Origin of the sequence: Sciscionella sediminilitoris (assembly GCF_000737195.2) — a bacterium.
GTDB lineage: Bacteria > Actinomycetota > Actinomycetes > Mycobacteriales > Pseudonocardiaceae > Sciscionella > Sciscionella sediminilitoris.
Genome location: NZ_JALM01000073.1, coordinates 58,924 through 81,514 on the forward strand (window position 1 = coordinate 58,924; position 22,591 = coordinate 81,514).

Genomic DNA, 22,591 nt, shown 5'->3' on the forward strand with positions numbered 1-22,591 from the left:
CGGCGGCTTTGTCACCTGAGTTCCCGGCGCATCAGTTCCTCCACGCGCTCCGGATCCTCGGCGAGCAGGTGATATCCGGCGACCAGGGCGCGGAAGTTGGTTCCCGCCCAGTCCAGGTCGCTGAACTGCGGGTCGATCAGCCCGAGCAGCCCGCGCCCGATCTCCAGGGTGAACACGCCGCGCACCAGCTCGGTGGTGGCCGGCTGGCCGGACTGCCGGAACACGTGCGCCACCAGCCTGCTGTAGCCCTCGATCGATTCACGGGCGAACTCCGCGCCCGCCGGGAACCGGGCCGCGTTGCACAGCAGCTCGTAGAAGGCCACCCGTTCCCAGCGGGGCAGCGCCTCGATCATGTGCGCGACCGCCTCGGTCACCGAGCGGACCGTCTTGCTCTCCTCGAGTGCCTCGGCGACCGCGGCGCGGAAGATGTCCGCACGGTCATTGGCGTACCAGCGAAGGGCCTCGGAGACCAGGCCGTCGATCGTGGCGAAGTAGTAGGTCGCGCTCGTCAGCGGCACCCCGGCCCGCTCGGTGACGGCACGATGGGTCACCCCGGCGACCCCGCGCTCGGCCACGATCTCGATCGTCGCGCGGATCAACGCATCCCTTCTCGGCTGCTTCTTGTGCGACGAGTCCGGTGAGCCCATACCGCGAGCCTATTATGCCGCCCGAACATGGCGCGCAGGGCTCCGTCGCGGGCAGGATGATTGGATGGCAGTCGTGCCAACGGAATCTTGTTGCCAGCGCTACGACCCGCTCGCCGCGTGGCGTACCGGAGACGGGCCGGGGTTCGACGTGTTCACCTACGGCACCGTGTTCCTGGACATCGTGTTCACCGGGCTGGGCAGCCTGCCGCGCTCGGGTACCGAGGTGTTCGCCGAGGGGATGGGCTCATGCCCGGGCGGCATCGCGAACCTGGCCATCGCCACCAGCAGGCTCGGCCTGCGCACCGGGCTGGCCGCCGCGTTCGGGGACGACGACTACGCGGACTTCTGCTGGCGCACCCTGGACGAGCAGGAGACCGTGGACCTGAGCTATTCGCGCCGGTTCGCCGGCTGGCACTCCCCGGTCACCGTGTCCATGGCCGCGGCAGGGGACCGCACCATGGTCACGCACAGCCACGAACCTCCGCTCAGCGCGAGCGAGATGATCGGCGAACCGCCCCGCTCGCGCGCGGTGATCGTGGATCTGGACGGTCCCGAACCGATCGAGGACCCGCGATCCTGGGCGAGCAAGGCACGGGCGGCCGGGGCCCTGGTGTTCGCCGATGTGGGCTGGGATCCGAGCGGGGACTGGTCCGCGCAGCTGCTCGGCAGGCTGGAACACTGCCACGCCTTCATGCCGAACGCCACCGAGGCGATGGCCTACACCAGGACCGACACTCCGCGGGATGCCCTCTACGCGCTCGCCGACCGGGTGCCGCTCGCGGTGGTGACCAACGGGGTGCACGGCGCGATGGCGATCGATTCGACGACCGGGGACGAGGCCGATGTGCCCGCGCTGCGGGTCGATGCGCTCGATCCCACCGGTGCGGGTGATGTGTTCGGGGCGGGCATGGTGGTGGGCACGCTGTGCGGTTGGCCGCTGACCCACCGGCTCGCCTTCGCCGGTGCCTGCTCGGCGCTCGCGGTGCAGCAGTTCGGCGGATCCCTTGCCGCGCCCGGCTGGGGGGATATCGCCGACTGGTGGCATGCCATGCGGGAGAGCGCGGGCGGCGACGCCTACCACACCTCGGTGCTGCGCCGGTACGGTTTTCTCGACGATCTGATCCCGGCCAAATCGATGGCCGCGGTGCGCAGGGCGGCGGCCACCATCGCCCGCCGCTCGGATGTGTGAGCGTCACCGGCCGCTTTCCAGCAGTCCCCGCATACCGTCCGCGAGTTCGCGGTGCGCGTGCCTTGCTTTGCCGAAGGCGTAACGGAAAAGCAGCGCGGGCGCGGTGAACGAGATGGTGACCTCGATGCGGGTCCGCCCGTCCTGCTGCGCGCGGATCCGGGCCCGGCTGGTCAGCGTGGTCGACGGGCGCTGCCGGGCCACGGTGACCACCTCCTCCGGTCCGGCGGCAAGCACATCGGCCACGTAGGTGATCGTGAACGGCACCGGCCCGAGCCGCAGCCGGTCGGTCACCCTGGTGCTGCGCAGTACCCCGGCGCCCGCCGGGCACTCCCGGGTTCCGATGACGAGCGGGTGCCTGCTCGTCAGCCTCGGCACATCGGTCAGCAGGGCGACCGCTTCGGCTGGGGTGCACAGCGCGGTGACGGTGTAGTGGAATCGACTGTTTCGTTTACCGAGCATGTTTTCACGGTAAGCGCTGCTCGCCCGGTGGCCACGTGTTCGGTGGTGCGTATAACGATTTTATCGGAGTGCGCCGCAAGTTGTTTCCGAATGCTAGGAGCGAGACTAGGGTGATTGTTCATTCCCGGCCGGGGATGGTCCAGTACGGCTCATGGACGCCGAATCATCGAGACCCGCGCCGCTGTCCCGGCGCGCGTTCGGCAGATTCGGGGTGCTGACACTGGGGGTGGTGGCCGCGATGCCGTTGATCGATTGGTCTTCTCCCGCGCTGAACAGGCGGGTGCAACCGGAAAAGCGACTCGATTCCGGCTGGCGGGTCAGCGGAATGGGAACGGTACGTGACGGCGTGACGCTTCCCGATTCCGTGGCCCGGCAGTCCTGGCGTGATTGGGACCCGAAAACCTGGGAAGGGGAATGGCATTACCGCAATTCCTTCGACCTTCCCCCGGTTCCCGATGACGGGTCCTATCGCTATTTCCTGCGATTCGATGGCGCGCTCAGTGCGATCACGCCGAACCTGAACGGGCAGGTGCTCGGCACCCATCGCGGTGGTTACCTTCCCGCGGAGTACGAGATCACCCGGTACGTGCGGGACCGGGACAACCGCCTGGATGTGGCCCTGGACGGGAGCTTCGAGGTGGATGTGCCGCCCAACCGGCCGGGGCAGCCTTCGAGCACGGTGGATTTCTGGCAGCTCGCCGGGCTCTACCGGGAGGTGACCCTGCGGGTGCTGCCGCAGGCCTTCCTCACCGAGCTGCACGCCGTTCCGCGCGCGGTGCTGGATCCCCTGCGGCGCACCGTGGATGTGCGGCTGCGGGTGGACGGCGGGGTTCCCGATCCGCGGGTCCGGGTCGAACTGCTCGACGGGGAACGGGTGCTCGGCTCGGCGAACGCGGTGCCCGATGCGCGGGGCCGGGTGCGCACCGGAATCGGCGGGCTGCGCGCCGTCGAGCTGTGGGAGCTCGACGCGCCGAAATGCTATCGGCTGCGCGCCACGCTGTACTCCGGGCACGAGCCGGTGCACGAGGAATCCGCCCCGGTCGGGTTCCGCACCGCGGAGTTCACCACCGAGGGGTTCTTCCTCAACGGGCGCAGGCGAACAATCATCGGGCTCAACCGGCACCAGATCTTCCCCTACGTCGGCGCCGCGATGCCGCCCCGGGTGCAGCGCAGTGATGCCCGGATCCTCAAGGACCTCAACGTGACCATGGTCCGCTGCTCGCACTATCCGCAGCATGAGGCGTTCCTCGAGGCCTGCGACGAGCTCGGGATCCTGGTCTTCGAGGAGGCGCCCGGCTGGGGAGCGCTCGGCGACGAGACCTGGAAAGGGTACGTGCGAAGGGATGTGCGCGACATGATCCTGCGCGATCGCAACCATCCGAGCATCGTGCTGTGGGGTGTGCGGCTGAACGAAACCCCGGCGGACGACGAACTCTACGCCGACACCCAGCGCATCGCGGCCGAACTCGACGGAACCCGGCAGACGAGCGGGGCGATCATCGGGCCCGACTACGCCACCGAGGACTTCCTTCAGGACGTGTTCTCCTACAACGACTACGACTCGCAACAGGTCGGCGGGCAGCGGCTGCCGAAGTTGAAACAACCGCGCGGGAACTGGCCGTGGCTGGTCACCGAGTCGGTCGGCACCCTCTCCGGACCGGCGAGCTTCTACCGGCGCACCGATCCGGTCACTGCGCAGCACGGGCAGGCGCTCGCGCACGCCTACGTGCACGAGCAGGCGGCCGCCGATCCACGCTACTGCGGGGCATTGGGCTGGGCCGGTTTCGATTACCCCTCCGGGAACGGAAACCAGTACCAGGGCGTGAAGTACCCGGGAGTGCTCGACCAGTTCCGGGAACCGAAACTCGGCGCCGCGGTGTACGCCGCGCAGGTGGACCCGGACCGGCGGGTGGTCATCGAACCCGCCTTCTACTGGGATTTCCACGGCGAGTTCGCGGTCGGTGAGCTCGGTGACGACGCGCTGATCTTCGCGAACGCCGAACGGCTGGCACTGTTCCTGGACGGTGCGCCGTTCGCCGAGCTCCGCCCGGACCGGGACCGCTTCCCGCACCTGCCCTACGCGCCCTTTCGCGCGGACTTTTCCCGGGTTTCCGGCGCGGAGCTGCGGATCGACGCCTACCAGGGAGCGCGGTTGCTGGGCAGCAGACGGTTCTCCGCCGAGCACGAGCACGACCGGCTCGCACTGTCCGCGGACGACACCGAGATCCGCGCCGACGGAGCGGACGCCACGCGGGTGGTGTTGCGGGTGACCGACCGCTATGGGGCCCCACGTCCCGGGCGCGCGGGTTCGGTCCGGTTGCGGTTGCGCGGCCCCGGCGAACTGCTCGGGGACAATCCCTTTCCACTCGCCGAGACCGGCGGGGTGGCCGCGGTGTGGGTGCGCGGACTGCCCGGAAGGACCGGCACGGTGCGGATCGGTGCCGTGCACCCGGAACTTCCCTCGAACGACGTCACGATCAGGATGGGTGATCGCGCATGACACGCCTCGGAGTCCGGCGGGCGAGCTACTTCTTCGGCGCGCTCGGCGGCCTGCTGTTCGGTTACGACCTCGGCGTCGTGGCCGGTGCCCTGCTCTCCATCGGGCCCGAACTCGGTCTCAGTGCGTGGGCGAAGGGCATGGTGACCAGTTCGCTGATCGTCGGCGCGATGCTCGGCGCGCTCGGTTCGGCCTGGCTCGCCGACCGGCTCGGCCGCCGCGGGGCGATACTCGTCTCCGGCCTGGTGTTCATTCTCGGTTGCCTGGTGGCCAGTATCGGGCTGGATTTCCCGATGCTCCTCGGCGGCCGTTCGGTGATGGGGCTCGCGGTCGGCGCGTTCTCCATGACCATCCCGATCTATCTCGCCGAGCTCGCGCCCGCGGGCAGCAGGGGCGCGCTCTCCGGGCTCAACCAGCTGCTGATCTCCAGCGGCATCCTGATCGCTTATCTGGTCACCACCGCGCTCGACGGCCCCGGGCAGTGGCACTACGCCTTCGGTATCGCCATGATTCCCGCGCTGCTGCTGGTGATCGGGATCGTCTTCCAGCCGGAGAGCCCGCGCTGGCTGGTGAAAAAGGGCCGGACGGACAAGGCACGCGTGATCCTGGAACGCCGGGGAGAGGACGCCGAGACCGCACTCGCCGAGATCCGCGCGCTGCTCGGCGGAACCCGCACCCCGATCGGTGCCCTGCTCCGCGAACCCAGTCTGCGCCGGGTGCTGGTGATCGGAGTGGGGATCGCCTTCCTGCAACAGATCATCGGGATCAACACGATCATCTACTACGCGCCGACCATCCTGACCACGCTCGGCTTCGCCGATTCCGCGGCGCTGCTGGCCAATGCCGGGCTCGGCGCGCTCACCGTCGTGGTCACCGTGATCATGCTGCTGGTCGTGGACCGGATCGGGCGGCGGCGCCCGATGATCCTCGGTGCGATCGGCATGACGATCTGCATGCTCGCGCTGGGCACCGTGTTCCTGGGTTCGGGCAGCGCGCACACCGGCGGGCTCCTCGGCTGGGTGGCGATCATCGCGCTGGCGCTGTTCAAGGTCTCGTTCTCGATGAGCTGGGGTGGAATGGGCTGGATCATCCCCGGCGAGATCTTCCCGCTGCGGGTGCGCGAGACCGCGATGAGCCTTGCCACCTTCGCCAACTGGAGCGGGAACCTGCTCGTCGGGCTGTTCTTCCCGGTACTGCTGGTGATCGGCACCGGGATCGTGTTCTACCTGTTCGCCGCGATCGGGGTGCTCGCCACGGTGTTCGCGGTGCGACTCATCCCGGAGACGAAGGGGAAATCCCTGGAGCGCATCGAGTTCGAACTCACCGGAACAGCGGCAAAAGTCGGACATTTCGGGTAGGGTTTCCGGTGTCCGGCCCGCCAGGTTCCTGGAGCAGCTCATGCCCGTTTCGCTTCGCTTCCATGACGAGGCGGTCGCCGCGCAGACCCATGTCAATCTCTCCGCCGTGCACGCCTTCGCGGACACGCTGTGGATAGCCGGGGACGAGACCGCGACGATAGAACGGCTGCGCCGCACCGGGAAGACCGAGTACGGCGAGCACACCAGCTTCGGGCTCGCGGATTTCGTGCGGCTGCCCGGTGATCCGGACGAGGAAGTGGACATCGAGGGGATGGCGCTCGTCGACGGATACCTGTGGGTGGTCGGCTCGCACAGCGCGAAACGCAAGAAACCCAAGGAAGGGCATTCTGACGACAAGATCGCGAAACGCCTCGGCACGGTGAGCGCGGAACCGGCGCGGCGGCTGCTCGCCAGGCTCGCGATCGAGCAGGACCGGCCGGTGCGGCGCGCCGCGGACGGGCGGTGCAGCCTCGCACTCGGGAAGCCGACGGTCTTCGACGCGATCGCCGAGGACCCCCATCTGGGCCCGTTCGTCACCATTCCCAGCAAGGACAACGGACTCGACATCGAGGGCATCGCGGTGCACGGGCAACGGGTCTTCCTCGGCCTGCGCGGACCGGTGCTGCGCGGCTGGGCCTGCGTGCTCCAGCTCGAACCGCGCGCCGAGCAGGACCGGCTCAAGCTCGGCAAACTCGACGGTTCCCGCTATGCCAAGCATTTCCTCGATCTCGACGGGCTCGGGGTGCGCGATCTGTGCGAGGACGGCGAGGACCTGCTCGTACTCGCCGGGCCGACCATGGACCTGGACGGGCCGGTGCGGGTGTACCGCTGGCGTGGAGCGGCCCGCCTCGAGGCCGCCGATGTGGTGCCCGCGGAGGAACTCGAACGGGTCCTCGACCTGCCCTACGGCGAGGGCACCGATCACGCCGAGGGAATCACCCTGCTCGCGGATCGTGAACTGCTCGTGGTCTACGACAGCCCGGACCGCGAACGGTTGCGCATCCCGGGAACGGTCCTCGCCGACGTGTTCGCGGTGCCGTGATCCCGGACAGCGCCAGCACGGCGATCCCGAGCAGTACCGACATCGCCGCATCTCCGGCACCGCACGCTTCCGGGTGCGCGACTCCGCCGGACAGCGCGTGCGTATGCCGGATTGTCCACAGCGGCCACGGTTGTCCACAGATCCGCGCGAACCGGTGCCCCCGAAACCGAACGCCGCTAGTGTGGAATCCGGGGGTCCCCCAGACGCGCGCGAGCACCATTCATCGGGTGCGTTGACCGAGCTACGGCGCGCTGCTAATTTGCTCAGGCTTTTGCCGACCGAAGGAGCAGGAGGGCGCGGATGCCGGACCATTCGCCGATGAACCGGGCCGGATTTCTGCGCCTCGCCGGGGCGACGGGTGCGGCCGGGGTGCTCGCCGGATGCGGCGGAGGCACCGAACCGGAGGGGGAACGCGTGCTGCTGACAAACGTGCGCGGCTACACCATCGCGGACGGCAAGCTGCGCCGCTTCGGCAGTGTGCTGATCGGCGCGGACGGGAAGGTCGCCGCGCTGGATCCGGGCAACACCGGCGGCGCGCGGCAGGTCGACGGCCGCGGCCGGGTGTGTCTCCCCGGTCTGCACGACGCGCACTGTCATCTCTCCAGTCTCGCCGAGCAGCAGGACACCGTGGAGCTCAGCGATACCGGCTCGCTGGACGAGGCGCTCGGCCGGTTGCGCGACTGGTCCGGGAAACATCCCGGGAACGACTGGATCACCGGGGGCAGGTGGAACGATGTCCGCTGGCACCTCGGCAGGCTGCCGGGCGCCGCCGACCTCGACCGCGCCGTCGCCGACCGGCCCGTCGCACTCGAACGGGTCGACGGCCACGCGATGCTGGTCAATTCCGCGGCCCTGGGCAAGCTGGGGATCACCGCCGACACCCCCGCGCCGCAGGGCGGGCAGATCGTCCGCGGTCCGGACGGGAAACCGACCGGACTGTTCGTCGACGCCGCGGCCGACCTGGTGACCGCCAAGTTGCCGCAGCCGAGCGAAACCGTGCGCCGCCAGCGTTTCCGCGAACTGCAGCGGACGCTGAACTCCGTCGGGCTCACCTCGGTCAGCGATGCGGACATGACCGCGGCGGACCTCGCCGCACTGCGCTCCGAGATCGGCTCGCTGTCCTACCGGGCCAACGTGTTCCTCAGCTGGGACGCGTTCACCGAACTCGCCGCATCCGCGCGGACCGACTCGGCGCACCACGACAGGCTGCGCGTGCGCACCGTGAAACTCTACGCCGATGGTGCGCTCGGCAGTCACGGCGCGGCGATGCTCGCCCCGTACGCCGATGATCCGACCGCGAGCGGACTACCGCAGCTCACCCAGGCCGAACTCGATGAACGGGTACGCAAGGTGGTGGGCGCCGGATTCCAGTGCGCCGTGCACGCGATCGGTGACCGGGGCAACCGCATGGTCCTGGACGCCTACGAACGTGCCTTCGGTGGCCGGGAACAACCGCTGCGGCATCGGGTGGAACACGCGCAGATCCTGGATCCCGCCGATATTCCCCGGTTCCCGAAGCTCGGGCTGATCGCGTCCATGCAACCGGTCCACGCGACCGACGACATGAACATGGCCGAAACCCGTATCGGCCGCGAGCGGATGGCCGGCGCCTACGCCTGGCGCCGCCTTCTCGACGAGGGGGTCGTGGTTCCCGCGGGATCGGATTTCGCCGTGTCCTCGCACAATCCCTTCGACGGCTGGCATGCCGCGGTCACCCGCACCGATCACGAAGGAAAACCGCACGGTGGCTGGTATCCGGAGCAGGCCATGACACCCGTCGAGGCGTTACGCGCGTACACCCACGATGCCGCCTATGCCGCGCACCAGGAACACGTGCTCGGCTCGCTCGAACCGGGAAAGTGGGCCGATCTCCTGCTCATCGACCAGGACCCGTTCGAGCTGCCGAGCGGAAAAGCGGTGTGGCAGACGAAAGTACTGGAAACCTGGCTCGCCGGTCGCCGGGTCGGTCAGTACGGGCAACTGTAGGTTCACGGCTCCAGATCGACGCACGCCAGGAACGAGCCGTCCATGGCGAACGGTACCGATTCGTGCTCGTGGGTGATCTTCCAGCTCCCGTCGATCTTGCGGAATCCGGTGGTCTGGCGGAACCACATGCCGAACGGGTCCTGGCCGTGTTTGCGGCCCGACATCCGGACCAGCGCGTGGCAGAACGCGACCTCCTCGCCGGCGGTGATCTCCAGATCCCTTGTCTCGTAGGAGAGTTCCGCCCAGTTGGTCAGCCATTCCCGGAATCCCTCGATCTCGTTCGGTGTGGTCAGCGGCGGGGCGAGGGTGTACTGCACCGGATCCGCGATGCCCAGCGCGAGGACGGCCTCGGCGTCCTGCGCGGAGAGCGCGGCGAACCGCTCGTCCATGATGGTGCGGATCTCCTGCTCGGTACTCGATGTGGTGATCATGATTCATTCCTTCCATGGATAGTTTTCCTGCATCCAGGTCTGCCAGCGGGCAGCCTGGTCGTCGGTGATCTGCCGGGCCCGCGGACCGAAGAGGGTCGCGGAGAATCCCACCGCCTGGGCGATCCCGCCGATGCCCAGGCTTGCGATCCCCGGTGCCGGGCTGTCCAGCAGCAGCATCGCGGTCCGGTGCCATTTCCCGTCCAGCACGCGCTCCACGGTCCCGCCGAGCGGGGGAAGCCCGTCCCGGGTGGCCAGCCGCGCACCCGGTTCCACCACGCCGAAACCCAGTGCCGAGGTGAACCCTGACCAGGCGGATTCCCAGTCACCGCCCGCCATTCCGTAGCCGTGCAGCCAGGTTCCCTGCCGACCACGGAAGTGCGCGAGATACAGCCGCAGGAACTCCAGTGCGCGGGTCATGCCCTCGGTCATGCCCTCGATCTCCTCGTCCCAGCCGTCCTCGGGATCGCCGAATCCGCTCATCACCATGCGCACCACGGAACTGCCGCCGTCCCGCGCGGCTACGATCCATTCGGTGGCCAGGGTGGCCGGGGGGATGGACTCGGTGTGCGGGCGCCATTGCGCGCGCTGGGCGAACCGGTGCGGACGGTCGTACTCGGTGATCACCCCGGAACCGGAGGGGCCGAAGCCCATCGTCCAGCTGTACTCACCACCCGCGCGCTCCTCCAGTTCGGTGGGATGCATCCAGGAACTGATCCCCGGGCCGGTCGCGATCGCCTCCCACACCTGTTCCGGGCTCGCGGGTACCTCCACGGACAGATCGATGCGCTTCTCATTCACGGTCTTCTCCAGCGTCTTTGGGAATGGGGTGGGCACCGACGACCAGGCGATAGGCGCGGGCGGGCGGCGCGGATTCGTCGTGATAGCGGGCGACGAGCTCGGTGACGCGCTGCGCGAGCTCCTCGGCGAAGGCGGTGCGCTCGGCGGGCGAGGCGAACCGCAGCTCGGTGTCGATGGACAGGGTGGCCACCCGCTTCTGCTCCGCATCGGCACGCCGGACCAGCCCGCCGACCTCACGCACCACCCGGGCGGCGAGCGCGATCAGGTACCGCGCGGAGAGCCGGTCGGTCGAACGGGAGGGATCCGCGGCCGCGGCCCCGAACGCGCCGGGGGAGACCACATAGGAGGCGGCACTGGCCACGAGCATCCGCTCGTTGAGCCCGCCCCAGCGCCGGGTACTCACCTCGTGCACCAGGCCGTGCGCCTCGAGCGTGCGCAGGTGGTAGTTCACCTTCTGCCTGGTCAGCCCGACCCGTTCGGCCAGTGTTGCCGCCGAGGCCGGTTCGGCGAGCGCGGCGAGCAAGCTGGTCCGGATCGGGTCGAGCGCAGTGGCCGCCGCGCCCGCTTCCTCGATGACATCCACCTCGTGCATGCCAGGCAGTAAACTCTTGACAAAAAAATTTGTCAAGCGCCGAAGGCGGCGCCGGAAGACTCGCCAGTAACGTTGTCCGCCATGAGTGGTCGTGTTCTTGTCACCGGTGGGTGCGGGTTCATCGGGCGCGCCGTGGTCGCCGCGCTGCGTGCCTCCGGGACCCCGGTCACCGTCGTCGACCGGGAGCCGTGGCTGGGTTCCTCGGATGTGGACAGCGTGCAGGGCGAGCTCGCCGAGGCCGAGGTGCGCGAGCGGGCGCTGACCGAGGACGTGGACGCCGTGGTGCACCTGGCCGCGGTGACCTCGGTGCTGAAGTCCAAAGAGGACCCGGTGCACACCTACGAGCAGAACGTCGCCATCACCCAGGGCCTGCTCGAGCTGGCCAGACAGCGGGGAACGCGACGGTTCGTGCTCGCCTCGACCAATGCCGTGGTCGGCGATGTCGGCACCAGCACGATCACCACGGACCGGCCGCTCGCCCCGCTGACGCCGTACGGGGCGACCAAGGCCGCCTGCGAGATGCTGCTGTCCGGGTACTACGGCGCCTACGGCCTTTCCACCTGCGCGCTGCGCTTCACCAATGTGTACGGGCACGGCATGTCGCACAAGGACAGCTTCGTGCCGCGGATGATGCGGGCCGCGCTCTCCGGCGAGGGAGTGCGGATCTACGGCGACGGCAAGCAGAGTCGCGATCTGGTGCACATCGACGACGTCGCCCGCGCCGTGCTGCTGGCGATCGACAGCGAGCACACCGGTCCGGCGATCGTGGGCGCCGGGCACTCCGTCTCGGTACTCGAACTCGTGGCGGCGGTACGCTCGGTCACCGGACGCCCCCTGCCCGCCGAGCACATCGAGGCGCCGAAGGGCGAGATGCCCGCGGTGGTCGTGGACGTGTCCGCGAGCGCGGAGCGCATCGGGTTCACCCCGAACGTGGCGCTGCACGAAGGGCTCACCGACACCTGGAAATACTTCCAAGAGACCTGGGACGAGGCATGAACGGAAAGCTGGCGCCGTATCCGGACCCGGTCGACGCGGCCGCGGTCGCTTCCTTCGACAAGCGCTACCCGGACGCCGAGCTCGCCGAGGTCACCGTGGTGATCGCGGCCTACAACGAGGCAGGCGGGATCGGGCCGGTGCTCGACGCGATGCCCCGGGAATGCCTCGGCATGCCCGTCGAGGTGCTCGTGGTCGTGGACGGCTGCAGCGATGACACGGCCGATATCGCCGAGAAACACGGAGCGTACACCTGCGTCGCCGAACGCAATCGGGGCCAGGGGGCCGCGCTGCGGCTCGGTTACCAGGTCGCGGCGGCTCGTGGCGCGCGGTACGTGGTGACCACCGACGCGGACGGGCAGTACGACAACGACGAGCTGCCGATGCTGCTACGCCCACTGGTGGACGACCGGGCCGATTTCGTCAGCGGTTCCCGGCGGCTGGGTCACGAGGAGGCCGCGGACAACGTGCGCTGGCTGGGCACCCGGGTGTTCGCCGGGCTGGCCTCGCTGCTGACGCTGCGCCGGATCAGCGACACCTCGTTCGGATTCCGGGCGATGCGCGCCGAGCTGGCCGCCTCGGTGACCCTGACCGAACCGCAGTACCAGTCCTCCGAGCTGCTGCTCGGCGTGCTGGCCCGGGGTGCCCGGCTGTGCGAGCTGCCCATGACGATGCGGCTGCGTTCGGCCGGTTCCACGAAGAAGGGCGGCAGCCTGTACTACGGCGCGAACTACGCCCGGGTCATGACGGGGACGTGGTTGCGGGAGTTCGTTCTTCGCCGGCCGTCCCGGTTCGCCCGGGCTCGGCGGGACGCTGCGCAGCGGCGCGGAACACGAGCCGATCGAGCAGCGTGAACTTCAGCACGAACATCAGCGCGTAACTGCCCACGAACGCGCCGTCGAGCACCACGATCCGCCAGAACTCGCTCATCGCGAGTGGCTGCAGCAGATGATCGGTGAGTGTGGTCAGCCCGGTGGAGAGCAGCCCGGTGGTGGCCACGACCAGCACGTAGGGCAGCGTCTCGGTGCGGAAATGCGGTTTGCGATCGCGTCCCCACGCCCAGCGACGGCTGATGAAGTAGTTCGGGATGGCGCCCGCGAGGAACGCAAGAAAGCTCGCGAGGGTGCTGTCCGCGTGTCCGGTGAGCAGGCCGAGCAGCGCGATCTGCGAGAGCACGGTCCCACAAACCGCCGTGACCAGCGCTTTCGAGAAACGCTTGAGCACGCTCAGGCGTTTCTCGCCCACCCGTGCGCGCACCCGTTCGGAGATCACCACAGCATTCATTCTCCAGCAGGGTGGCCGCACGGCCCGGAGCGCCCCGCAGTTCTGTCAAAACTCTCAGGGTCAACCCCGTCTGATATTTGAGAGTGTGTCCGTTAGGGAGTGAAAATAATGAAGGAGGCCCCAGTGCGGGTACTTGTGCTCGGCGGCGACGGCTATCTCGGCTGGCCGACCGCGCTGCATCTGTCGGAGGCAGGCCATGAGGTCGGGGTTGTGGACAACCTCGTGCGGCGCAGTTACGACGAGGAGCTCGGGGTGCGCAGCCTCGTGCCGATCGAGGACATGGCCACCAGAATCGCCGCCTGGCAGGACGTCTCCGGCAAGCGGCTCGCCTGGTACGAGGGCGACCTCACCGAGGCCGACTTCGTGTACGAGACGCTGCGTGACTTCCGCCCGGACGCGATCGTGCACTTCGCCGAGCAGCGTTCCGCGCCGTACTCCATGATCGACCGTTCGCACGCGGTGTACACCCAGCACAACAACGTGGTGGGCAACCTGAACCTGCTCTACGCCATGGCCGAGATCGACCCGGACATTCACCTGGTCAAGCTGGGCACCATGGGCGAGTACGGCACGCCGAACATCGACATCGAGGAAGGCTGGCTGACCGTCGAGCACAACGGCCGGACCGACCGGATGCTCTACCCGAAGAAGCCGGGTTCCTTCTACCACCTGTCCAAGGTGCACGACTCGCACAACATCGAGTTCGCCTGCCGGATCTGGGGCACCAGGGCCACCGACCTGAACCAGGGCGTGGTCTACGGCCAGCAGACCGCGGCGACCGCGAAGGACCCGCGGCTGGCGACCCGGTTCGACTACGACGCCGTGTTCGGCACCGTGCTCAACCGCTTCGTGATCCAGGCCGTGCTCGGTCAGCCGCTCACCGTGTACGGCCAGGGCGGCCAGACCCGCGGATTCCTGGACATCCGGGACACCGTGGAGTGCATCCGGATCGCCGTGGAGAACCCGGCCGACCGGGGCGAGTTCCGGGTGTTCAACCAGATGACCGAGAGCTTCTCGGTCGCCGACCTCGCGAACACGGTCTCCCGGCTCTACCCGGGCGAGGTGCGGATCGAGAACATCGAGAACCCGCGCGTGGAGCAGGCCGAGCACTACTACAACGTCAAGCACACCGGGCTCGTGGAGCTGGGGCTGCAGCCGCACCTGCTCTCCGACACGCTGCTCGAGTCGCTGTTCGACATCACCGCCGAGCACGTGAGCCGGGTGGACACCGCGGCCCTGCTGCCGACGGTGCGCTGGGCCAAGGAGACCCCGGCGGTCGTGTAAACCCTTTCGGATACGCACAAGCGCCCCCGGATCCGCTCCGGGGGCGCTTGTCGTGTGAGTCAGCGCTTGACGAGCAGCACGTCGCTCGGTTCCGTGGAGAGGCCGAGCTCCACATCCGCGGTGATCCTGTGGGTCTTCGGATCGATCGCGGTGACCGTGCTCGAGGCGTTGGTGGTCAGCCAGATCTGCTCGGCGCTCGCGGTGATCCCGGTCGGGATGTGTTTCACCGTGATCGTGGCGGTGACCTTGTGCGAACCGGTGTCGATCACCGAAACCGTGTCGTCATTGGCATTGGTGACATAGGCGGTGCTCCCGTCCGGGCTCAGCGCCACCCGCCACGGTGTCTCGCCGACCCGGACCGTGGCGCGCACCTCGTCGGTCTTGGTGTCCAGCACCGAAACCGTGTTCTGCCAGGTGTTGACCACATAGACTGAGCCGCCGTCCGGATGCACGGCGACGCCGGCCGCGCGGGCCTGCCCGGCGTGCCGCGCCCGCACCTTCCCGGTACCAGTGTCCACAATGGCCAGACCGTCGAAACAGGTGACGTACAGGGACTTCTGCGCCGGATCGAGTGCGAGCGCGTGCGGGGAGAGCCCGACATCGAGGGTCTTGGTGACCTTGTCCGAGCCGGTGTCGATCACCGAGACGGTGCGCAGCCCGCCGGGGCCGGTGTCCGGGCCGGTGTTGGCCACATAGGCGTGCTTCAGCTTGTCCGCGACCACGATCCCGTGCGGGTACAGGCCGACGGTGATGCTTCCGGTGATCTTGTTGTGCTTGGTGTCCACGATGGACACGTCACTGGTTCCGGAATTGGTCACGTACAGCTTGTTCTTGCCCGCCTCGGCCAGCGCGTAGGGATTGGTGCCCGCGTCGATCCCGCCGCCGTCCAGCTTCCCGGAATCGGTGTCGATGACCGAGATCGAGTTGTTCACGATCCCGGTGACATAGGCGGCGTTGTAGGCGCTGGCCGGTTTTGCCTTCGCCGCGGCGAGAATGCCCGGGAAGCCTTTCTCCCCGAGCCCGTCCGGGAAATCCGCGCGGTGTGTCGTCGCGGACTCCACGAGCCTGCTCACCGTGTTCCGCGAGCCGAGCGCGGTGCTCTCGGCCGCTTGCCGCGGTTTCGGCGCCGGACCGTGTTCCTGGTGCGGTGGTTTCTGGTGTTTGCCGGGGATGGGCGCGTCCGGAAGGGTGGCCACATCGTGCTCGGCCTCCCAGAGCGCCTTCTTGGTCTCCGGCAACGGCGGGAACGGCCGGTTCGAATCGGCGCCGAGCGCGGATGTCAGGTCGCCGAAGGTCTTGCGGCGCCACGCGCTGATGTTCGGCTCGCGCACCCCGGTGATCCGTTCGAGGAAGCGCAGCACCGAGGTGTGGTCGAAGCGTTCCCGTGCCACGAATCCGCCGAGGGTCCAGGGGGAGACGATGAAGCAGGGCACCCGGATCCCGGCGCCGATCGGCTGCCCGTCGACGAATTCGTCCGGGGTGCCCTTCGGCGGGCTCGGCGGGATCACATGGTCGAACAGGCCGTCGTTCTCGTCGTAGTTGACGATGAACACGGTCTTGTTCCACACATCCGGGTTCGCCGCGACCGCGTCCAGCTGGCGGGCGAGGAAATCCGCCCCGGATGCGGGCATGTAGTCCGGGTGCTCACACTGCGGGGAGGTGGGCACGATCCAGGAAACCGTCGGCAGCCGGTCGTTTTTCGCGTCCTCGGCGAACCGGTCGGCGGGCGAGATGGTCAGCCCGTGCTTGTGCAGCGCGGAACCGGGCTTCGCGTCCTGGTAGGCGGCGAAGAATTCGAGCGGGTTGCAGCCGTAGTCGTCCTCCTCCTGGTACACGTGCCAGGAGATACCGTTCTCGGTGAGCCGTTCCGGGTAGGTTTTCCAGCTGTAGGGCTCTTTCACCACATTGCTGGTGATCGGCCCGCCCCCGGTGCCGTTCGGGTCGATCATCCCGGTCCAGTGGTAGAGCCGGTTCGGCCAGGTCGGCCCGAGCAGCGAGCAGAAGTAGGCATCGCAGAGGGTGAACGACTGTGCGAGCGCGAAATGGAACGGGATGTCCTGCTTGGTGTAGTAGCCCATGGTGTACGGGCCGACCTTGTCCCCATCGGCTTTCCGGTGCGCGGGAAGCCAGTTGTCCATCTTGCCGTGGTTCCACGCCTCGTGCTGCACCGCCCAGGCGTGCCCGGTGGAGGGAACCGCCTGTGCGTTGGTCTTCTTGGTGTCCAGGTGGAAGGGCAGCAGATAACCGGCCGGGTTCTTCTTGTCCGGCTGATACAGGATCGAGCGCCCGTTGGGCAGTTTCGCCATGTCCGGGTCGTCGAATCCGCGCACCCCGGGCATGGTGCCGAAGTAGTGGTCGAAGGAGCGGTTCTCCTGCATCAGGATCACCACATGCTTGATATCGCTGAGCGGGCCGGGTTTCGGTGCGGCGGCCACCGCGCGGGCCAGGTTCGGCGGCAGGAAGCTGGCTACCGAGGCGGCGCCGAGCGCACCACCGGCGGAGGCGAGGAGTTTGCGGCGGGACAGTTCGGGCATCGGGAGAAACTCCTTGTTCTCGCTTCTATTGTTGGCTCGCCGCGACCTGCTCGGCGAGTGCCTTGGTGACCGGGATCTTCCAGTCGAGCGGATACTCGTACAGCCAGTGCTGCTTGTCCGCCGGATCCCGGCGCTGCCGGTCCGGATCCCGCGAGGCGCCGACCGAACCGCCTTGCACGATCCGGTTCGCTCGCGCCCTGCGCAGCCGTTCGTAGCCGGGGAAGGCGTCCGCGGGCAGATCACGCAGGCATTTGGCGAACATCACCGCGTCCTCGACGGCCAGCGAGGCGCCCTGAGCGGCCGCGGGGGAGGTGGCGTGTGCGGCATCGCCGACGAGCATCGTGTCCCCGCCCGCGTGCCAGTTCGGCAGATCGTGCATGTCCCAGGTGTTGTTCGCCGCGATCACCGTGCTCGCGCGCACGAACCGGCCCAGATCGCCCGCGTGCTCGGTCAGCGCCGCGAGCACGTAGTTCTCCAGTCCCTCGGTGAGGGCGGGGCGCTCGCCGCACTTGTCCCGCACCCGGCAGAACCACCAGGAACCGCCGTCCGGGATGCCCGCGTGCCCGAAGGTGGTGCGCGGCCCGGAGTACATGCTCAGCTCGTGGCACGCGCTCGGTTCGCTGCTGGTGCCGTAGACCACCCGTTCCCCGGTGTACCGCGCGGCCGGGGCCCGCTCGTCGACGAACCGCCGCACGCGCGAATGTGCCCCGTCCGCGCCGATCAGCAGTTCCGTATCGACGCGGGCACCGTCGGTGAACCTCAGGCGCGGTTTCCCGGCCGCGCGCTCGACCGAAGCGAGCTCTCTGTCGTGCAGCACCGGGATCCCGAGGTCGAGCACCGCATCGTGCAGTGTCCGGTTCAGCGTGCCGCGCAGCAGGTAGCGGAATCCGGGAAGCGGTGGATGCCGCTGTCCCATGGGCAGTTCGGCCCGCTGTGCCCCGTCCGCGCCGAAGGCCCGCACGGTGTGCAGTTCCGGGCTCGCCGCCTCGATCCGGTCGCGGACGCCGAGCTGATCGAGTGCGTGCATCCCGTTCGGCCAGAGCGTCATCAGCGCCCCGCCGGTTTCGACCGTTTCACGCGGATAGGACTCGTATATCCGGGTTGGCATACCGAGCTTGTGCAGGGCCAATGCCATGGCTGTTCCGGCGATACCGCCCCCGATGATCGCCGCTTCGGTCATGCGCTGGAGCCTACCGAGGTGGGCAACCCATACCATGACTATCGGCCGAACAGAGTGGCAACAGTGAGGGACGAGCGCAGCGTGCATGATTCGCAACCGGTGACGGTGGTCGGGATCGGCGCGGATGGCTGGTCCGGGCTGGCCCCCGCGAGCGCCGAGGCGATCCGCGCGGCCGGCGTGGTGCTGGGCGGCGAACGTCAACTCGGGTTGCTCCCCGCTGAGGTGCGCGCCAGGCGGGTGGCCTGGCCCTCTCCGCTGCTGCCCGCGCTGCCCGGACTGCTGCGCGAGCACGCCGGATCCGGACTGTGCGTGCTGGCCAGTGGGGACCCGATGTGGTACGGCATCGGGGTCCGGGTGATCGAGGCCCTCGGCACCGAACGGGTGCGCGTGTACCCGCATCCCTCGGCGGCCTCGCTCGCCTGCGCCCGGCTCGGCTGGGCTGTCCAGGATGTGGACTGCTACAGCACCCTGGCCCGCTCGGAGTTCGCGCTGCTCGCCGGGCTGGCTCCAGGGCGGCGGCTGCTGGTGCTGTGCGCGGATGGGCGCGCACCGGCCAGGATCGCGGCGCTGCTGGATTCCCACGGTTACGGGGAAAGCACGCTGACCGCGCTGGAGAACCTCGGCGCGCCAACCGAATCGAGTACCCGCGCCCGGGCAAGGGACTGGTCGGGGAACACCGGATCCCTGGTCACCCTCGCCATCGAATGTTCTGCCGGGCCCGCGCACTCGCGCGCACCCGGCCTGCCCGATTCCGTCTACGACAGCGATGGGCAGCTCACCAAACGCCATGTGCGCGCGATCACCGTTTCCTCGCTCGCCCCGCTGCCCGGGGAACTGCTCTGGGATGTCGGCGCGGGAGCGGGCAGCATCGCCATCGAATGGGCGCGTACCCATCCGTCCTGCCGGGCCATCGCGATCGAACGGGATCCGGAGAGGGCCGACCGCGCCGAGCGCAACGCGGCGAGCCTCGGGGTGCCCGGGGTGGACGTGGTGCGCGGTGCGGCACCGGAGGCGCTGGCGGGACTGTCCACTCCGGACGCGGTGTTCATCGGCGGCGGGCTGACCGCGCCCGGTCTGCTGGAGGGCTGTTTCGCCGCGCTCGGCGCAGGCGGGCGGCTGGTGGCGAACGCGGTCACCATGGAATCCGAGCAGCTGCTGCTCGGCTGGCATGCGAAACACGGTGGGGACCTGACCAAGATCGAGATCGCGCGACCGGCCGCGGTGGGCGGATTCTCCGCCTGGCGGCCGGCGCTTCCCGTTACCCAGTTGGTTGTACGCAAGGAGGAGCAGTGACCGTCTACTTCATCGGTGCCGGGCCGGGTGCCGCGGACCTGATCACCGTGCGCGCGCAGGAGCTCATCAAGGCCGCGCCGGTCTGCCTCTACGCGGGCAGCCTCGTTCCGGCCGAACTGCTGGACCAGTGCCCGGAAGGCGCGCGCAAGGTCGACACCGCGAACCTGGACCTGGACGCGATCATCGCCGAACTGCGCGCCGCGCACGAGCAGGGCCTGGACGTGGTGCGGCTGCACTCCGGGGATCCCTCGGTGCTCTCCGCCGTCGCCGAGCAGCTGCGCCGGCTGGACGCGGCCGGGGTGCCCTACCGCATCGTGCCCGGGGTGCCCGCCTTCGCCGCCGCGGCCGCCGCGCTCGGGCGTGAGCTCACCGTTCCCGGGGTCGGCCAGACGGTGATCCTGACCCGTACCTCGCAGCGCGCCACCGCCATGCCCGAGGGCGAGGACCTGGACACGCTCGGCAAGAGCCGCGCCACCATGGTGCTGCACCTTGCCGTGCAGCGGATCGACTACCTCGTCGAGCAGCTGGTGCCCAACTACGGCGCGGACTGCCCGGTCGCCGTTGTCGCCCGGGCCAGCCGGGAGGACGAGGTGATCCTGCGCGGCACTCTCGCCGATATCGCCGAACAGGTGCATGCCGCCGATATCCGGCGCACCGCGGTGGTGATCGTCGGGAAAACCCTTGCGGCGCAGCAGTTCCCGGACAGCCACCTGTACTCGGCCGAGCGCGAGCGCCCGTGAGGCTGCTGCTGCTCGGGGGCACCGGGGAGGCGCGGGAGCTCGCCGCCGCGGTGCCCGAGCGGGTGCGGGTGATCAGCTCGCTCGCCGGGCGGGTGAGCGAACCGAGACTGCCCGTCGGCGAGGTGCGCATCGGCGGCTTCGGCGGAGTCGACGGCCTCGTGGACTATGTGCGCACCGAGGGTATCGACGCGATCGTGGACGCGACGCATCCGTTCGCCCGCACCATCAGCGAGCACGCCGCGCTGGCCGGTGCGCGCACCGGGGTGCCGGTTCTGCTGCTGCGCAGGCCGGGCTGGCGGCAGCCGGACGGCGCGGACTGGCACTGGGCGCGGAACGCCGAACAGGCCGCGCGGCGGATCGACGAACTGGCCGAGCGCGCGTTCCTCACCACCGGGCGCGGTGGCCTCGCCGCGTTCGCCGAGGTACGCGCCTGGCTGCTCATCCGCTGTGTGGAGGCCCCCGAACCGCCGCTGCCCGCGGCGCACCGGATCCTGCTCGACCGTGGACCGTACACAGTGGACAGTGAGCGGGAGCTGTTGCGGCGCTTCGGCATTCAGCTGCTGGTCACCAAGGACTCGGGTGGCTCGCACACCTCCGCGAAGCTGGAAGCCGCCCGGGAGCTGGAAGTCCCGGTCCTGGTGCTCGCCCGGCCTGCGCCGCCTGATGTGCCCAGTGTCTCCACGGTGCCGGAGGCGCTTGCCTGGCTCAGTAGTTTCGCGGGGTGAACACGGTGCCGCGCGCGGGATCGATGCGAGTGCGGCTCGAACCGATCAGCAGCAGGCAGCGCATGTCCACCTCGCTCGCGTCCAGTTCGGCCAGCGTGCGGATCCGCAGCGATTCCTCCGGGCCGCCCACATCCCGGCCGATGATCACCGGGGTTTCCGGGGATCGGTGGCGTAGCAACACATCCCGGGCCGTGTCCACCTGCCAGGTGCGGGCCCGCGATGCCGGGTTGTAGATCGCGAGGACCAGATCGGCGGCCGCGGCGGCCTCGAGGCGTTGCTCGATGATTTCCCACGGTTTGAGCCGGTCGGAGAGCGAGAGCACGCAGTAGTCGTGCCCGAGCGGGGCACCTGCCCGTGCCGCGACCGCGTGCGCCGCGGTCAGTCCGGGCAGCACGGTCACCGGAACCTCGGCGTACTCCGCGCGTTCGGCGACCTCCAGCACGGCGGTGGCCATCGCGAACACGCCGGGATCGCCCGAGGAGACCACCGCGACCCGGCTTCCCTTGCGGGCCAGGTCGAGGGCGAACTCGGCGCGCTCGGACTCCACGCGGTTGTCCGAGGCGTGCCTGCGCTGCCGCGGATTGTGCGGCACCCGGTTCAGATAGGTCACATAACCGACCAGTTCCTCGGCCTCGGCGAGCGCGGTCTGCGCCTGCGGCGTGAGCCATTCGCGACCGGCCGGCCCGAGGCCGACCACGGTCACGCTGCCGTTGCCCGCCTGCCGCGGTTCCGGTGGCTCGGGGACCGGTTCGGTGTGCACCCTGCTCGGCACCAGCGCGAGGGAGAAGTACGGCACCGTCGATTCGTCCACCGTGGCCAGCTCTTCGATGCGTTCGGTTCCGGTGCTCGCCCGCTCCACGTACCAGGCCTCGTCCAGCCGTCCGGCCTCGGCGAGCGCGGCACGCACCGAACCGAAGGTGCGCCCGAGCTTGAGCACCGCCGCCGAATCGGTGCTGCGCAGGCGATCCGCGAGGGTGTCCTGGTCCAGCGTGCCCGGCAGCACGGTCAGCACCTCATCGCGCTCGGCGACCGGGCGGCCCAGCGCGGCCGAGGCGCCGCTGACCGAGGTCACCCCGGGGATCACGGTGGTCGGGTAGCGGTGCGCGAGGCGCTTGTGCATGTGCATGTAGGAGCCGTAGAAGAACGGGTCACCCTCGGCGAGCACCACCACATCCCGGCCCGCGTCCAGGTGTTCGGCGAGCCGGTTCGCGCAGTCGGCGTAGAACTCGTCGATCGCGCCCTGGTAGCCGCCGGGATGATCGGTCGTCTCGGTGGTCAGCGGGTAGGTGAGCACTTCCTCGACCTGGCCCTCGCGCAGATAGGGCGCGGCGACGGAACGCGCGATGGAGCGCCCGTGCGGAGCGCAGTGATACGCGATCACCCCGGCCGCGCCGATCAGCCGGGCGGCCTTCACCGTGACCAGCTCCGGATCCCCCGGACCGAGCCCGACCCCGTACAACCGACCCGTCTCGTTCACCTGCGTGCCTTTCTCCTGTTGCTCACTCACGGCCCGCGCCCCGCTGACGCTCGGCTGGGCCGCTCGCTCGGCTGTGTCCGAT

19 protein-coding genes and 1 pseudogene are annotated in these 22,591 nt (G+C 69.1%); 11 read left to right on the forward strand and 9 right to left on the reverse strand.

Features of this window, described 5'->3' with window-relative positions:
• Nucleotides 1-11 precede the first annotated feature (11 nt).
• Nucleotides 12-647: a TetR/AcrR family transcriptional regulator gene (locus AD72_RS25385; RefSeq protein WP_082469159.1), complete on the reverse strand. Its 636-nt coding sequence runs from the start codon at nucleotides 645-647 to the stop codon at nucleotides 12-14.
• A 64-nt stretch (nucleotides 648-711) separates the two neighbouring features.
• Between AD72_RS25385 and AD72_RS25390 the strand changes: the two genes are divergently transcribed.
• The gene (locus AD72_RS25390; protein WP_051899003.1) at nucleotides 712-1,836 is read left to right on the forward strand and encodes a carbohydrate kinase family protein; all 1,125 of its coding nucleotides are present in this window, start codon (nucleotides 712-714) and stop codon (nucleotides 1,834-1,836) included.
• A gap of 3 nt (nucleotides 1,837-1,839) precedes the next feature.
• Here AD72_RS25390 and AD72_RS25395 read toward each other — a convergent pair whose 3' ends face one another.
• Nucleotides 1,840-2,295 (reverse strand): hypothetical protein, encoded by a 456-nt coding sequence (locus tag AD72_RS25395; protein ID WP_031469099.1) that lies wholly within the window; start codon nucleotides 2,293-2,295, stop codon nucleotides 1,840-1,842.
• A gap of 151 nt (nucleotides 2,296-2,446) precedes the next feature.
• Here AD72_RS25395 and AD72_RS25400 point away from each other — a divergent pair, with 151 nt between their 5' ends.
• The 4 genes from AD72_RS25400 to AD72_RS25415 all read left to right on the forward strand — a co-directional run bounded on the left by AD72_RS25400 (nucleotide 2,447) and on the right by AD72_RS25415 (nucleotide 9,178).
• Complete coding sequence (locus tag AD72_RS25400) at nucleotides 2,447-4,795, forward strand: glycoside hydrolase family 2 protein (protein WP_051899004.1); 2,349 nt, start codon at nucleotides 2,447-2,449, stop codon at nucleotides 4,793-4,795.
• Complete coding sequence (locus AD72_RS25405) at nucleotides 4,792-6,150, forward strand: sugar porter family MFS transporter (protein ID WP_037347283.1); 1,359 nt, start codon at nucleotides 4,792-4,794, stop codon at nucleotides 6,148-6,150. The genes AD72_RS25400 and AD72_RS25405 overlap by 4 nt, the downstream gene beginning before the upstream one ends.
• Nucleotides 6,151-6,190: 40 nt before the next feature.
• A complete protein-coding gene (locus AD72_RS25410; protein ID WP_031469102.1) occupies nucleotides 6,191-7,192 on the forward strand; it encodes a DUF3616 domain-containing protein in 1,002 nt (333 codons plus the stop codon).
• Between the two features lie 300 nt (nucleotides 7,193-7,492).
• On the forward strand, nucleotides 7,493-9,178 hold the full coding sequence (locus AD72_RS25415; protein ID WP_031469103.1) for an amidohydrolase: 1,686 nt from the start codon (nucleotides 7,493-7,495) through the stop codon (nucleotides 9,176-9,178).
• 2 nt (nucleotides 9,179-9,180) lie between these two features.
• Here the strand turns inward: AD72_RS25415 and AD72_RS25420 are convergent, their stop codons facing one another.
• The 3 genes from AD72_RS25420 to AD72_RS25430 are packed head-to-tail and all read right to left on the reverse strand — an operon-like array spanning nucleotide 9,181 to nucleotide 10,999.
• On the reverse strand, nucleotides 9,181-9,609 hold the full coding sequence (locus AD72_RS25420; RefSeq protein WP_031469104.1) for a YybH family protein: 429 nt from the start codon (nucleotides 9,607-9,609) through the stop codon (nucleotides 9,181-9,183).
• Between the two features lie 3 nt (nucleotides 9,610-9,612).
• A complete protein-coding gene (locus AD72_RS25425; protein ID WP_051899005.1) occupies nucleotides 9,613-10,407 on the reverse strand; it encodes an SRPBCC family protein in 795 nt (264 codons plus the stop codon).
• Nucleotides 10,400-10,999: a winged helix-turn-helix domain-containing protein gene (locus AD72_RS25430; protein WP_031469106.1), complete on the reverse strand. Its 600-nt coding sequence runs from the start codon at nucleotides 10,997-10,999 to the stop codon at nucleotides 10,400-10,402. The genes AD72_RS25425 and AD72_RS25430 overlap by 8 nt, the downstream gene beginning before the upstream one ends.
• Nucleotides 11,000-11,080: 81 nt before the next feature.
• Here AD72_RS25430 and AD72_RS25435 point away from each other — a divergent pair, with 81 nt between their 5' ends.
• Complete coding sequence (locus AD72_RS25435; RefSeq protein ID WP_031469107.1) at nucleotides 11,081-11,995, forward strand: NAD-dependent epimerase/dehydratase family protein; 915 nt, start codon at nucleotides 11,081-11,083, stop codon at nucleotides 11,993-11,995.
• 5 nt (nucleotides 11,996-12,000) lie between these two features.
• Nucleotides 12,001-12,846, forward strand: a pseudogene (locus tag AD72_RS25440) (glycosyltransferase family 2 protein); the annotation flags it as partial.
• Here AD72_RS25440 and AD72_RS35975 read toward each other — a convergent pair.
• Nucleotides 12,734-13,276 carry a GtrA family protein gene (locus AD72_RS35975; RefSeq protein WP_082469161.1) on the reverse strand — a complete coding sequence of 181 codons (543 nt, stop codon included), beginning with the start codon at nucleotides 13,274-13,276 and terminating at the stop codon, nucleotides 12,734-12,736. The pseudogene AD72_RS25440 and the gene AD72_RS35975 overlap by 113 nt on opposite strands.
• Before the next feature lie 123 nt (nucleotides 13,277-13,399).
• On the opposite strand from AD72_RS35975, the gene AD72_RS25445 reads away from it, so the two are divergent.
• Complete coding sequence (locus tag AD72_RS25445; protein WP_031469109.1) at nucleotides 13,400-14,560, forward strand: NAD-dependent epimerase/dehydratase family protein; 1,161 nt, start codon at nucleotides 13,400-13,402, stop codon at nucleotides 14,558-14,560.
• A 59-nt stretch (nucleotides 14,561-14,619) separates the two neighbouring features.
• Here the strand turns inward: AD72_RS25445 and AD72_RS25450 are convergent, their stop codons facing one another.
• Both AD72_RS25450 and AD72_RS25455 read right to left on the reverse strand, forming a co-directional pair.
• Nucleotides 14,620-17,094 (reverse strand): alkaline phosphatase family protein, encoded by a 2,475-nt coding sequence (locus tag AD72_RS25450; protein WP_031469110.1) that lies wholly within the window; start codon nucleotides 17,092-17,094, stop codon nucleotides 14,620-14,622.
• Nucleotides 17,095-17,119: 25 nt separating this feature from the next.
• Nucleotides 17,120-18,274, reverse strand: coding sequence for an FAD-dependent oxidoreductase (locus AD72_RS25455; RefSeq protein ID WP_051899006.1), 1,155 nt, complete (start codon nucleotides 18,272-18,274; stop codon nucleotides 17,120-17,122).
• 81 nt (nucleotides 18,275-18,355) lie between these two features.
• Between AD72_RS25455 and AD72_RS25460 the strand changes: the two genes are divergently transcribed.
• Genes AD72_RS25460 through AD72_RS25470 form a run of 3 tightly spaced genes read left to right on the forward strand, consistent with a single transcriptional unit; the run spans nucleotide 18,356 to nucleotide 21,032 of the window.
• Nucleotides 18,356-19,567 (forward strand): bifunctional cobalt-precorrin-7 (C(5))-methyltransferase/cobalt-precorrin-6B (C(15))-methyltransferase, encoded by a 1,212-nt coding sequence (locus tag AD72_RS25460; protein WP_031469112.1) that lies wholly within the window; start codon nucleotides 18,356-18,358, stop codon nucleotides 19,565-19,567.
• The gene (gene cobM / locus AD72_RS25465; protein ID WP_031469113.1) at nucleotides 19,564-20,307 is read left to right on the forward strand and encodes a precorrin-4 C(11)-methyltransferase; all 744 of its coding nucleotides are present in this window, start codon (nucleotides 19,564-19,566) and stop codon (nucleotides 20,305-20,307) included. The genes AD72_RS25460 and cobM overlap by 4 nt, the downstream gene beginning before the upstream one ends.
• On the forward strand, nucleotides 20,304-21,032 hold the full coding sequence (locus AD72_RS25470) for a cobalt-precorrin-6A reductase (RefSeq protein ID WP_031469114.1): 729 nt from the start codon (nucleotides 20,304-20,306) through the stop codon (nucleotides 21,030-21,032). Before cobM ends, AD72_RS25470 begins: the two co-directional genes overlap by 4 nt.
• Here the strand turns inward: AD72_RS25470 and AD72_RS25475 are convergent.
• A complete protein-coding gene (locus AD72_RS25475; RefSeq protein WP_031469115.1) occupies nucleotides 21,013-22,509 on the reverse strand; it encodes a precorrin-2 C(20)-methyltransferase in 1,497 nt (498 codons plus the stop codon). The two genes, AD72_RS25470 and AD72_RS25475, sit on opposite strands and share 20 nt — an antisense overlap.
• Between the last annotated feature and the right edge of the window lie 82 nt (nucleotides 22,510-22,591).

Bases quoted from the DNA above. Each gene is read 5' to 3' on its own strand.
- AD72_RS25415 (WP_031469103.1), top strand. From the start codon at position 7,493: ATGCCGGACCATTCGCCGATGAACCGGGCCGGATTTCTGCGCCTCGCC.
- AD72_RS35975 (WP_082469161.1), bottom strand. From the start codon at position 13,276: ATGAATGCTGTGGTGATCTCCGAACGGGTGCGCGCACGGGTGGGCGAG.
- AD72_RS25455 (WP_051899006.1), bottom strand. From the start codon at position 18,274: ATGACCGAAGCGGCGATCATCGGGGGCGGTATCGCCGGAACAGCCATG.
- AD72_RS25400 (WP_051899004.1), top strand. From the start codon at position 2,447: ATGGACGCCGAATCATCGAGACCCGCGCCGCTGTCCCGGCGCGCGTTC.
- AD72_RS25405 (WP_037347283.1), top strand. From the start codon at position 4,792: ATGACACGCCTCGGAGTCCGGCGGGCGAGCTACTTCTTCGGCGCGCTC.
- AD72_RS25390 (WP_051899003.1), top strand. From the start codon at position 712: ATGGCAGTCGTGCCAACGGAATCTTGTTGCCAGCGCTACGACCCGCTC.
- AD72_RS25395 (WP_031469099.1), bottom strand. From the start codon at position 2,295: ATGCTCGGTAAACGAAACAGTCGATTCCACTACACCGTCACCGCGCTG.
- AD72_RS25385 (WP_082469159.1), bottom strand. From the start codon at position 647: ATGGGCTCACCGGACTCGTCGCACAAGAAGCAGCCGAGAAGGGATGCG.
- AD72_RS25435 (WP_031469107.1), top strand. From the start codon at position 11,081: ATGAGTGGTCGTGTTCTTGTCACCGGTGGGTGCGGGTTCATCGGGCGC.
- AD72_RS25430 (WP_031469106.1), bottom strand. From the start codon at position 10,999: ATGCACGAGGTGGATGTCATCGAGGAAGCGGGCGCGGCGGCCACTGCG.
- AD72_RS25420 (WP_031469104.1), bottom strand. From the start codon at position 9,609: ATGATCACCACATCGAGTACCGAGCAGGAGATCCGCACCATCATGGAC.
- AD72_RS25450 (WP_031469110.1), bottom strand. From the start codon at position 17,094: ATGCCCGAACTGTCCCGCCGCAAACTCCTCGCCTCCGCCGGTGGTGCG.
- AD72_RS25410 (WP_031469102.1), top strand. From the start codon at position 6,191: ATGCCCGTTTCGCTTCGCTTCCATGACGAGGCGGTCGCCGCGCAGACC.